Below are 12,517 nucleotides of genomic sequence, written 5' to 3'. Positions count from 1 at the left end.
GCCTGTGCAGGCCCGTAATCGCCGCTGGCGTAACTTGCCCGCCTTAATCTTGACCCGCCGCAACCCCTCCTGCCTGCAGAAACGGCACACTGAACAGCCTAATTTCAGGACGAAGCTATGACCCTTGCCCGCGACCGCAAAACCGCCGATCGGCTTGTTGATGACCCCACTACTATGGCGGCCAGTCAGCTTGCTGTGGCCGAGATTCGCGCCCGGCTGCAGGCACCGGAAGAGGGTCTTAGCAGCAGCGAAGCCGCAACACGGTTACAGCAACTGGGCAGCAACAGTCTGCCGCAGGCACGCGGACGTTCGTGGTGGCAGCGCTTATGGGCACAGATCAGTAATCTGCTGATTCTGGTGCTGCTGTCGGCGGTGGTGATTACCGCGCTGCTTGGCCACACCCTCGACAGTGTGGTGATTCTGGCGGTGGTGATTTCCCAGGCGCTGATCGGGCTGGTGCAGGAAGGCCGTGCAGAACAGGCGCTGGCGGCTATCCGCCATATGCTGGCACCGGCGGCCAGTGTGATCCGCGATGGTCACAGCCAGCGCATTGCCGCCGCCGATCTGGTGCCCGGCGATACGGTGCTGCTTGAGCCCGGCGACCGGGTGCCGGCGGATATCCGTCTGGAACGTTGCCACAGTCTGAGTCTGGATGAGGCCATTCTGACCGGCGAATCGCTGGCGGTGGAAAAACAGCCAGAGGCTCTGGCCGCTGCTAGTGCGCTGGGGGATCAGACCAATATGGCCTTTTCCGGCACGCTGGTGGTGCGCGGTACCGGCCGCGGCGTGGTGGTGGCGACCGGCAGCCGTTCAGAAATCGGCCGCATTTCAGGCTTATTGCAGCAAACAACCGGCTTACAAACCCCGTTACTGGCACAGATGGATCGCTTTGCGCGGCTGATGGCAACGCTGGTGCTGGCCGGTGGCTTACTGATTCTGCTGCTTGGCCACTGGCTCAGCGGGCTGCCATTTGCCGATTTATTTATTGCCGTTGTCGGTCTGACGGTGGCGGCTATTCCGGAAGGGTTACCCGCCATTCTGTCGATTACCCTGGCCGTGGGGGTGCGGCGTATGGCCAAACGTCAGGCAGTGGTGCGGCGCATGCCGGCGATTGAAACCATTGGTGCGGTGTCGGTGATCTGCTCGGATAAAACCGGCACCCTGACACGCAACGAAATGATGGTGGCGGCCCTGGCCTGTGGCGCTCATTACCGCCAGGTGCGTGGCGATGGCTACGCCCTCGATGGCGGACTGGATAAACCCTTACCGGAAGCGCTGCAGACCCCCCTGATGCTGGCGGCGGCACTGTGTAACGATGCCAGTCTGCAGGCCGCCGAAGGCGCGGTAAAAATTCACGGCGACCCGATGGAAGCCGCGTTACAGGTACTGGTGCACCGGCTGGATGGTGACCCGGTTCGTCTGGCGCAGCACTGGCCACGGCGTGACGAAATTCCCTTTGATGCCGAATACCGCCTGATGGCGACGCTGAATCACAACCATCAGGGGCGGCATGTGCTGTGGGTAAAAGGCGCGCCGGAAGCGCTGCTGCAGCGTTGCCGCCAGCAGCTGGATGACGCCGGTAACAGCGTGGCTCTGCAAACCGGATACTGGCTTGAAATGATTGAGCGGCTGGCCGCCGATGGCCAGCGGGTGCTGGCTCTGGCCTGCAAAGAATACAGCGGCAGTGAGCTGGAAATGTCCGACCTGAATGAGCTGCAGCTGATCGGTCTGGTCGGTTTAATGGACCCGCCACGCGCCGAAGCCATCGTCGCCGTGGCTGAATGCCATGCTGCCGGTATTGCGGTGAAAATGATCACCGGTGATCACGCGCTGACCGCCAGTGCCATTGCGGCAAGGCTGGGGCTGAGTAACAGCGGTGAGGTACTGACCGGCAAACAACTGGACGAGCTGGATGATCAGGCGCTGCAGGATTGCGTCGGGCGGGTGAATGTTTATGCCCGCACCAGCCCGGAACATAAGCTGCGGCTGGTGCAGGCGCTGCAGAGCAGCACTGATCTTGGCAATGATCGCGGGAATGACCGTGGCAATCAGCGCGCTAATGATCAGGGCGGCGCCGTGGTGGCGATGACCGGCGATGGCGTGAACGATGCGCCGGCACTGAAAGCCGCCGACGTAGGCATTGCCATGGGACACAAAGGCTCACAGGCGGCGCGTGAAGCCTCGGCGGTGGTGTTGCTGGACGACAACTTTGCCAGTCTGGTGGCTGCGGTTAAGGAAGGCCGCACGGTTTATCAGAACCTGAAAAAAGGCATCGCCTTTATGCTGCCGATTAACGGCGGTGAATCCATCAGCCTGGTGGTGGCGCTGTTGCTGGGGCATACCCTGCCGATTTCAGCGCTGCAGATTCTGTGGGTAAATATGATCAGCTCGGTGATTCTGGCCATGACTCTGGCGTTTGAACCGGCCTTACCCGGCATGATGCAGCAGCCACCCCGTGCCCGCTTCGAGCCTCTGCTCAGCCGGCGTCTTGCCTGGCAGGTACTGAAGGTGTCGTTGCTGTTTCTGGCCGGTATTTTTGCCGCCTGGCACTGGGGGATGGCGCATTCCGGCAGCGAAGCCTTTGCCAGTACCGTGGCGGTAAATGCGCTGGTGGCGATGGAGTTATTCTATCTGTTTGCGGTGCGTTACCCGCCGGGGCAGGCCATCAGCTTACAGGGTTTTAAAGGTACGCGGGTGATCTGGGCGGCCATTGCGGCGCTGATTGTGATGCAGTCTTTATTTAACTGGCTGCCGCTGTTTCAGCGTACCTTTAACAGCAGCGCGCCGGATATTGCAGCGCTGCTGGTGGCGGCGGGCTGTGGCATCGTACTGTTACTGATACTGCAGCTGGAAGGCTGGGTGAGCAGGCGCTTTCAGGCCCGCTGATCTGATAACCGTAAAATGGTCTTCACTACCCGTAAGCGAGAGTCAGTTCTGCAATATTGGTTTTTATTCGTGCAATAATGCGCGCTTTCCATAAGTCGTTGTTTTCTTATGTTCAGTCGTTATTTTCCTTCATCTTCTGTCCGGTTTCCGGCTGTTATGGCTGTGTGTGCCCTTTCTCTGCCGGGGCTGACAGGTTGCGATAGTGACACTCGGGCCGATAAAACCCCGCAGGTAAAATCCGCTGCTGAACCGCGTCTGGGCTTCTCGGCCCTGCCGCCGATTCCGCAACTGCATGAGCGTGCACTGGTTGAAGGACAGCTGATACTGACGGCAACAACGGTCGACTGGTCTGGTTTTCGGGTGCAGTGGCTGTTTGATGATGAACCTGTGGGTGAGGCGGTAAGCGTTGCAGCTGACGGCCACTTCCGCCTGCCGCGACCAGTACAGGATGCTCCGGCCGGACTCTGGGCTGAAGCCTGGTCCGGCGCTTACCGTTTACGTGGTCGCCCGGACGAGCACGGGCAGTTGCAGCTCAGTGCTCTGAGCACTGCCCGTGCGGCCCTCAGTAATGGCAGCCGTGCCGAACCGGCCAATCCACAGCTGGAACCTCTGCATAATATTCTGCATGCCGTCTTGCTGGAGGGTATCAGTGACGGTGCGGATACAGCGGCGGCTCATCCTGCCGGACCGCTGCTGACGCACTATCAGAGCAGCTGGCAACTGGCACAGGTGCTGGCGCGCAGCCCGGTACACCGTATTGGTTTTCAGCTGCGTCATCAGCAGGCACTGGCCGACAGTTTTGCCTTGCTGCATCAGCGGCCGGATTTTGGCCATGGCGATTTATCTGAACAGCAACGTATGGTGCGCCTCGACCGCTGGGGCACCCCACTGCGCTGGCAGCACCGCCCGTATCAGGAGCAGGCCTGGGGCTGTGTCGATTACCTGCAGCTGGGACAGCGCTGGCTGGTCAGTGAAGAATCGGCCACCGCGCTGACTCTGAATGCGCTGCAGCAGCGTCTGGATGCATTATCGCAGCAGCATTTCTGTGGCCAGGATCAGTGGCGCCTGCCGACGGTGAATGAATTACACAGCCTGATTAATCATGATAATGGCGGCTGGGCGTTTCCGCTCAGCCTGCCGTTTGCCGGCAGCGATATTTACTGGGTTCAGGATGAGCAGGGGCAGGCACAGATTTTTGATCTGCAGCGCAACAGGGTTATTTCTGATGGTAAGCAGGCGCACTGGCTGCCACTGGTGGTAAGAGGCGAGGAATATTCCATGCGCTCGCAGAGCCGGCGCTCAGTCAGCAGTAACCGCTCGGATATGTTTATGGATTTCTCTGTGCTGCAGGCGTTGTATGGGGTTGCATTTCCCGGTGCAGATAACGATCAGCCGGTATCTGACAAGGATCAGCAGACGGATGATGTCTGGCTGCAGGAATCCTGTTCCGAGTGTCACTCTGATCCGCAAACCGAACCGCAAACCGACCCTTAAAGCCGAAGCGTAAATCCGGCTTAATCCGGCTTAATCCGGCTTAATCCGGTATCGGTTATATCAAAGCGCGCAGGTCAGATAAGCGGCTTCGCCATAGACGCTGATTCTGGCCTGCAGCTCCGGCTGCTGTGACAGCGGATGGCGGTTATGAAAACCATAACGCTGCCAGAACGGCACCGAATTCTGAATGGCAATCAGGCTGGTCTGGGTAAAACACCGCGCTCTGGCAGTATTAAAAAATGCCTCCAGCAGTGGTGAACTTAAACCCAGGCCGCGCGCGGAGGGATCAATGGCTAAATCATGCAGATACAAACAATCAGCCTCCGGTGGCACGATAAAATCATCGGCATCCAGCGCGGGTGGCTGTTCTGTGCGGATTGGCAGGGCAAATAAATAGGCCAGTAATTTTCTGTTTTCTTTTATCTCTGCATCACTATTGTTGCCCGTATCTTTAATAATGTCGTTTTTATCTTCAACAACAAAAGCACAGCCGGGTGCCTGCTGTAATTTATTAATAAAAGATTCGGCTCTCTCAGGTTCGATGCTGGTGTAGCACAGCGCCTGAATGCGCAGAATTTCCGGAATATCGGTTATGAGAGCGGGGCGTAACGAAGACATAAAACAGCGCAGTGATTAAACAATCGGCCATGTTAGCGGATGGGGTATTTTTTGCCAGCCTATAAAACAGGTGTCAGATAATACAGCGAAAAATACATAACCTGGCTCCCACGCGGAGTATCACCTGGCTCCCACGCTCTGCGTGGTAGTCTTTGCCCGGAGTGCATTCCCACGCGGAGCATGGGAACGAGTTATACGGAGCATGGGAACGAGTTATACGGAGCATGGAAACGAGCTACGCGGAGCATGGAAACGAATTAAAAAAAAGACCTCAGCGGCGGGCCGCTGAGATCTGTTTCTGTATTGTGCAAGATACAGATATCAGAGAGTGATCAGTGCCAGTTCGGCATCCCGGTTCAGAACCGTCCACCAGGTATTTTCGCCGGCATCGTAGCCTACCAGTGGTTGATTGGCGCATTCTGCCGGGCGGACCGGTGGCGTTTGCAGGTAGCTTTTCAGCCAACGGCCAGCGGTTACACAATTGCCGCTGGTCAGGGGTTGCCATTGGCTGGCTTTCAGGCTGGCAAGCTGAGCATTATCAGCGGTCAGATTTTCTGCCCCTTTAAATTCAACCGCGTAAGCGTCGGCAACGGCATCGCTGATATTCCAGCTACGGGTTGCCGTCGCTGGCAGAACAACCGGTGTTTTAGCGGATGATGCATCGGTGGTCGAACCGGGCAGGCCTGCGTCTGTGAGGATATCTTTGGTTTCACCATAATCGCCCTGATAAACGCCGGTCTGGTTTTGCGTACCACTGACAATCAGAATATCGGACAGGGTATCAGCGGTTGCCGGTGTCCAGCTCAGGGTTACATGCTCTTTCAGATCAATAGTGGTTTCCGGGATATCCAGCACATTATCAACGGTATTAGGAATAATCCGCTGTTCACCGTTCAGGTTAGGAGTCCAGCTCTCATGAAACTGATACATCCACTGATACGCCAGGCGGGTAAGATCGGTCAGCGTTTCTGCGCGTGAAAAACCGGGCATATATTCCATATCCCGGCCACGGGTATCGGTACGGTTAAAGGTGTTATTCACACCACCGGCGAGGCGTGCCACAGAGCCGTCATCTGCCAGACAAATATCCGTGATGTAATCTGGCTGGAAAACCATTACCGAGCGGGTGCCGTCAGGAATGCTGTTTGGATACACCACGGTTTCACAGCGGTTGCCGGTGCGGGTGAACTGATCATGCAATTGCCAGTCGGCGGTAAAGGCCTGATCACTGTTATTGCTGGTGGCGGTATGTTCGGCAAAATATCCCTGATAATTAACCCGGTCGTTATCAAAATGCAGCAGCCCGGAATTTACGTCAAAGTGGGTTGAACCACCGCTTTGGGTTGCATTTTTCTGCGCAATAATCATCTGCACCAATTCACGTTCGCCATAGCGGAATTCGTAGCCTTTATAGGATGCATTGCCCGCCATGATCTGCGTGTAAGCGTTCATCCGGTAATTACCACCGGAAGGTGTTGAGCCGGACGGAAAAGTGGTTTGCGCTGTATCTTTGGCAATTAATGAGCGCTGATATTGATGCTCATGCCCTTGTACATAAATAACATCGTGTTGTGAAAACAGCGCACGGATCTGATCAGCAACAGCATATACCCAGTCATCGTCTTTGGTGCCTTCAACAATCTGTTCGCGGGTGAGGCCGTATTTTGCACCAATCAGACCATCGTGGCTGGCAACCACCACGTGGTCGACTTGCCCGGCGGTTTTTTCTAATGTTTCTTCAATCCAGTCGATAGCAATCGGCAGGTTGTAATAAGCAAGGCCGATAACCAGAACATTTTCGCGCACGACATAATAATTGATCCACTCGTAGCCTGGCATATGAACCGCATCTTCAGGAATATAATCCCGCATTGTTTCCACCCAGGCGTGGGTGTAGCTGTAGTTCATTTCGTGATTACCCATAACCGGTAAAAACTCCATACCCTGATCACGATAGGTTTTGGCTACGGATGTCCATTCCTGCCATTCAACGGCCGATCCTTTATCGGTCAGATCACCTAACGCAATAACCATATCAGCGCCTGCCGCTGACTGATGCTTTAATACTTCACGCAATGGGTGCAGGGCTACATGGGCCTGGCCGGAGGCATCACTGCCACCCTGAGTGTCAGGCAGCAGGCCAATGGTAAAAGGTTGGTAGTGTTTTTCATCGACAACGACGGCGGTGGTGTCCGGTTTATTGGATGAATCGTCATTACAGCCAGTCAGCAAACTGCTGCCTATCAGCGCCAGCGGGATAAGTAAGTGGGGTGATTTCACAGGTGGACTCCTTCTTAATTGAAGGACGCATTGAGAGGCTTGTTTATTAATATGGCGTGACAGTTTTAATATAAACAAAATCTCAGCGAAATAATGTTTTCTTCAGGTTTCAAATGGTTTCAGAATGGCTCCGTTAATGGCTTGCTATTATTTCTAAGCAGATGGTTTTTTTATTGAGCGGGTCGGTAGTATTTCAATCCGGTCATTAATGGCCGTTTTTTTACTGGAAATCACCTGATTGTTAAGGGTTGATGATGATATTAATAAAAAGCATGCAAAATTCCGGAACAGTATTTTTCGCAGATTTTCTGCAATAAAACGCCGCAGTGCATATTACTGCAATATAACTTCAGGCGTATATTGGCGCATCCGTACGCTGAGTGGTTCGGCTTATGAATTATTTGCCTGCAACATACCTGTGAGCGCCTGTTTCAGTAAACGGGCCGCATAACCCGGGTTAGCTGCCGGGGCTGTGGTGGCCAGCTGGTAACTGCCCTCGATACTGGCGATCACAAAGGTGGCGATATCTGCCGTTTGTGACGGGCTAAGCGTTACGCCATTCTCTGCCGCCGCCTGCTGTAATAATTCGCTGAGCTGCTGGCTGTGCTGGCGGATAATCTGCTGATACAGCGCGCGCACTTCCTCAATACGCACAGCCTCTGCGCCAATAATGACCCAGGCGGTTACCGCCTCCGGGTTGCTGCCATCACCTAACGCCAGTGCGGCGTCGATATAGGCATCGAGCTGTTGTTGGGCATTCCCGGCGGCGTCTGCCAGCAGGGTAAAACGCTGCGCGGCCTGCTCGCTGATCTGATGAATCAGCGCAATCAGAATCTCCTGCTTGGTTTTGAAGTGATAATGAATCAGCCCCGGCGATAAGCCCGCCGCTTTGGCAATGCTCTGAATGGAGGCCTTTTCGTAGCCCTTGTCGGCCATGGCCTGCATCAGGCCGTTGACGATTTCCTGGCGGCGGTGCCCGGTATTGGAAGGTCTGGCCATGGTGGGTCCCGGATAAGTATTTTGGTTATTCAACCAAAATACTTGACGACAGGGAAGTGGATAACCTATCTTGGACTTAAGTTGGTTGACCAACCAATTTATAAGGTGTGACTGGCAGAGCGAAAGCGCCAGAGAGAACACGCCAGAGAGAATGGTAAGGAGAACAGCGATGCAACAACTCAGCGAGCAATGGCAGCAACAGGCGCAGCAGTGGGGGGCCGACAGTCAGGCCTGCCAGCAGGTGTTTAACCTGCTGCAGAGCAGCTACAGCGGCGCGCAGCGCTTCTACCACGGCATTGGCCATATCCGGCAGATGCTGGAGCTGGCGCAGCAACAGCGCGCGGCGATAGCAGACTGGCCCGCGTTCTTCTTTGCCATCTGGTTTCACGATCTGATTCAGCAGAACAAAGGCAATAACGAAGAGCTGAGTGCGGCACTGGCGCGTGAATATCTGCAGCCACTGGCGGTTCCTGAAGCGGTGATCGCCAAAGCCGAACAACTGATTCTGGCAACCCGAACTCATCAGTATCAGGCTGACAGTGATGTGCAGCTGTTTATGGATATCGACCTGTCGATACTGGCCGCGGAACCTGCGGCTTACCGTGCTTATGCCAGCCAGTGCCGCAAAGAATATTTTCTGCCCGACTTTGTTTACCGCTTTGGCCGCCGGCGCTTTCTGCAGGAATTTTTAGAGCGTGAATGGATCTTCTCCAGCCCGTATTTCAGACAGCACAGCGAGCAGGTTGCCCGCGCCAATATTCACTGGGAACTGGAGGAATGGTTATGAGCCTTTTTAAAAAAATCAGCAACGGCTGGCAGCGCGCGGTTAATGGTAAAGCGGTGAGCGAGTCTGGTTTACAGGAGATAGTGCCGAAGAGTGCGCAGGAGAGCGTGCAGTTCACTGACAGCAGTATGCATATAACCCAGGGCAATTGCGGTGAGCGGGATATTGCTTACAGCGCCGTAGAACAGATCGACATTATCACCACTGATCAGGGCCCGTGGCGGGAAGATGTCTGGTGGTGTTTTTACCTGAGCAATGAAGAGAAGCCGGTGTATTTACCGCAGGGCATTAAAGGGGAAGAGCAGATACTGCTCGTGCTGGAAAAGCACTTTGCCGGTATCGATTTTCAGACGTTTATTATGGCTATGGGCTCCGCAGATAATGCGGTGTTTAATCTGTGGCGACGGGTGGAAGGCTGAGCATCTGGCTCCCACGCTCTCATCTGGCTCCCACGCTCTGCGTGGTAGCCCGGGCTGGCACAGTTGCATTACCACGCGGAGCATGGGAACGAGAAAAACAGCGAGCAGCACAATAAGCTATAAACCGTAATGCACAATAAGCTATAAATTGTGATGAACATCTGTCTCCCACTTTCTGCGCGGTAGTCTTTACTTAACATCTGGCTCCCACGCTCTGCGTGGTAGTCTTGCTGAGCCAGTTGCATTCCCAAACGGAGCGTGGGAGTAAGCAAGAAACAAGGAGTGTTTCATGGGCCGCAGTCGTTACAAATTTATTTATCCCGATCAACCGCATTTTATGACCCTGACGGTGCAGGGGTGGTTGCCTGTCTTTACCCGACCTGAGTCTGTGGACATTCTGCTGCAATCGTTTCGCTTTCTGATGAATGAAGGTCTGCGCATTCACGCCTGGGTTATTCTTGAAAACCACCTGCACCTGATAGCCCAAAGTCAGCAGCTTGATAATGACATCGCCCGGTTCAAATCCTTCACCGCCCGTCAGCTTCTGGGTTACTTACAGCAGCGAAAAGCCACGACGTTGCTGAACCAACTTCAGCAACTGAAATTGGCCCATAAAACCGACCGTCAATGGCAGTTCTGGCAAGAAGGTGTTCATCCTGAATGGAGCGGCAGTTCGGACATGATGAGACAAAAGATCGAATATATTCATCAGAACCCGGTCAAGCGGGGTTATGTTGATCACGCCGAACACTGGCGTTACTCCAGTGCCAGAGACTACGCAGGTAGCGAAGGATTGCTGGCGGTGGATAAAAGCTGGTGGTCAGAATAGGTCTGACTGGCTCTCACGCTCATCCGGCTCCACGTTCATCTGGCTCCCACGCTCTGCGTGGTAGCCCTTGCTGGCACAGTTGCATTCTCGCGCAGAGCATAGGAACGAGAAGTTACTCCGCCTTTACCTCTGGCTCCCACGCTCTGCGTGGTAGCCCTTGGTGGCACAGTTGCATTCCCACACGGAGCATGGGAACGAGAAGTTATTCCGTCTTTACCTCTGGCTCCCACGTCCTGCGTGGTAGCCCTTGCTGGCACCGTTGCATTCCCACGCGGAGCGTGGGAACGAGAAGTCACTCCGTCTTTACCTCTGGCTCCCACGCTCTGCGTGGTAGTCCTCTTGGCGAGGGTTTGGCCTGTTATTAGGCTGGACAATCAACGCCTTTCCGTTAGGATGCGTTAATAACTTTTTTAATATCAACAGGGATGTCTGATGGAACAGGAAAGCAGCCTTTGGCCGCTGATCATAGTTGCGGTCGTTTTTGGCCTGCCACTTTTGCTGGCGTTTATTTCCCGTGTACGCCGTATTCGCATGCAGCGCGAACGTGATGCTGCCGTTGCCGAAGCGAATGAACTCAAAACCAAATATGGCCCCATCCTCGATGTCGAGGGGCATGCCGCATCCATTCTGGCGGATGCCCAGCGCTTGCGGCAGGAAGCCGACCACTTTGCGCAGCAGACGGTTGATGCCCGTGAAGGAATTTTACAGACCAGCCGTCAGGAAGCTGAGCAAACCGCCGCTGCCATTGTAGGAGAAGCAAAAGAGCGCAAGCGCAAAGCAGATGAATTTGCTCAGAAAACAGAAGAAAAACGCGACTCAATTATTACGCTCGCCAAAGATCAGGCTGATAGTTTGCTGCGTAATGCCCGTGAAGAAGCTCAGCGTATTGCTGGCGATGCCTTAGAAGCCAAAGAAAAAGCCGATACCTATAAAGCAGCAATTACTGCAATGCGTAATCAGATCGAAGGTTATCGCGATGATTACATAATCCCCAATCACACTGCGGTTGATGATCTGGCCGAAGAATTCAGCCATAAAGAAGCCGGTGAAAAACTCAAAGAAACCCGCCAGACAGTAAAAATGCTGGTGAAAGAACAGCAGGCGGCAACCTGTGACTATGCGGAGATCAATCGCCGTACAACAGCCATTCACTTTGTGCTGGATGCCTTTAACGGCAAAGTGGATTCGGCACTGTCCAGAGTTAAACACGATAACTACGGCAAGCTGGAGCAGGAAATTAAAGATGCCTTTGCTCTGGTTAACAATAATGGCGGCGCTTTCCGTAATGCCCGCATTGAAGCTGTATATCTTAAAACCCGTCTGGAGGAACTGCGCTGGGCTGTAGCAGTGCAGGAGCTGAAGCGTCTTGAACAGGAAGAGCAGCGGGCCATTCGTGAACAAATGCGCGAAGAAGAAAAAGCCCGCCGTGAAATCGAAAAAGCCATCAAAGAGGCTGAAAAAGAAGAGCGGTTGTTAGCAAAAGCGCTGAAAGAAGCAAAAGCCCAGTTGGCGGCTGCACATGGTGATGAGAAAGCGGAGTATGAAGCCAAGCTGGCTGAACTGCAGGATAAGTTGCTGGCGGCAGAAGAACGTGGCCAGCGTGCCATTTCCATGGCCGAGCAAACCCGTCGGGGTCATGTTTATGTGATCTCCAATATCGGCAGCTTTGGCGAAAACGTCTTTAAAATCGGAATGACCCGCCGCTTAGAGCCGCTGGATCGGGTGAAAGAGCTGGGTGATGCCTCAGTACCGTTTGAATTTGATGTGCATGCCATGATCTTCAGTGAAGATGCGCCAAAACTGGAAAAAGAACTCCACCGCCATTTCGATAAGGATTCCGTTAACAAAGTGAATCCGCGCAAAGAATTCTTTGGCGTATCGCTACCAGTTATCCGGCAGAAAGTCGATCAGATGGGCATGAAAGAAGTGCACTGGACTATGAAGGCGGAAGCAGCGGAGTATCGGGAGAGTTTGGCGATTACGCGTGAAGCAGAAGAAGTTGTAGCGTAGCTGGCTTCCATGCTTCGTGTGCTAGCCCACGCTAGTACGTGGGAATAATAAATCACCATGCTCCTTCCCCATTTTTGCGAAAACCAGTACCTTATATCTAGATGGTGAAGTTGAGTTTTCTGTTATCAATTGATCATTAATGTGGGTGCCCGATAGTACAGGTCGTACATTAAAGTGGATTTCCAGATAGTCCATGCT

The 12,517-nt window shown here is 54.1% G+C and carries 8 protein-coding genes and 1 pseudogene; 6 read left to right on the top strand and 3 right to left on the bottom strand.

Features of this window, described 5'->3' with window-relative positions:
* Positions 1–195 precede the first annotated feature (195 nt).
* Positions 196–2,886 (top strand): annotated as a pseudogene (locus MT343_RS14420) (cation-translocating P-type ATPase); the annotation flags it as partial.
* 156 nt (positions 2,887–3,042) lie between these two features.
* Positions 3,043–4,380: an Lcl domain-containing protein gene (locus MT343_RS14415; RefSeq protein ID WP_186435738.1), complete on the top strand. Its 1,338-nt coding sequence runs from the start codon at positions 3,043–3,045 to the stop codon at positions 4,378–4,380.
* Positions 4,381–4,440: 60 nt separating this feature from the next.
* Here the strand turns inward: MT343_RS14415 and MT343_RS14410 are convergent, their stop codons facing one another.
* The 3 genes from MT343_RS14410 to MT343_RS14400 form a co-directional block, all read right to left on the bottom strand.
* Positions 4,441–4,998 carry a GNAT family N-acetyltransferase gene (locus tag MT343_RS14410; RefSeq protein WP_145466015.1) on the bottom strand — a complete coding sequence of 186 codons (558 nt, stop codon included), beginning with the start codon at positions 4,996–4,998 and terminating at the stop codon, positions 4,441–4,443.
* Between the two features lie 321 nt (positions 4,999–5,319).
* Positions 5,320–7,278 (bottom strand): metallophosphoesterase family protein, encoded by a 1,959-nt coding sequence (locus MT343_RS14405; RefSeq protein ID WP_243989408.1) that lies wholly within the window; start codon positions 7,276–7,278, stop codon positions 5,320–5,322.
* A gap of 390 nt (positions 7,279–7,668) precedes the next feature.
* Entirely contained in the window at positions 7,669–8,277 is a 609-nt protein-coding gene (locus tag MT343_RS14400; protein ID WP_145466013.1) for a TetR/AcrR family transcriptional regulator, read from the bottom strand.
* Positions 8,278–8,446: 169 nt separating this feature from the next.
* On the opposite strand from MT343_RS14400, the gene MT343_RS14395 reads away from it, so the two are divergent.
* The 4 genes from MT343_RS14395 to MT343_RS14380 all read left to right on the top strand — a co-directional run bounded on the left by MT343_RS14395 (position 8,447) and on the right by MT343_RS14380 (position 12,319).
* Complete coding sequence (locus MT343_RS14395; RefSeq protein WP_145466011.1) at positions 8,447–9,064, top strand: HD domain-containing protein; 618 nt, start codon at positions 8,447–8,449, stop codon at positions 9,062–9,064.
* Complete coding sequence (locus MT343_RS14390; protein ID WP_145466009.1) at positions 9,061–9,480, top strand: hypothetical protein; 420 nt, start codon at positions 9,061–9,063, stop codon at positions 9,478–9,480. The genes MT343_RS14395 and MT343_RS14390 overlap by 4 nt, the downstream gene beginning before the upstream one ends.
* A gap of 289 nt (positions 9,481–9,769) precedes the next feature.
* A complete protein-coding gene (locus MT343_RS14385; protein ID WP_145466007.1) occupies positions 9,770–10,309 on the top strand; it encodes an REP-associated tyrosine transposase in 540 nt (179 codons plus the stop codon).
* 432 nt (positions 10,310–10,741) lie between these two features.
* A complete protein-coding gene (locus MT343_RS14380; protein WP_145466005.1) occupies positions 10,742–12,319 on the top strand; it encodes a GIY-YIG nuclease family protein in 1,578 nt (525 codons plus the stop codon).
* The last annotated feature ends 198 nt before the right edge of the window (positions 12,320–12,517 follow it).

The organism is Venatorbacter sp. C2-1 (assembly GCF_022832715.1).
GTDB lineage: Bacteria > Pseudomonadota > Gammaproteobacteria > Pseudomonadales > Oceanobacteraceae > Venatoribacter > Venatoribacter alkanivorans.
This window is presented reverse-complemented; position numbering and strand designations above follow the sequence as displayed.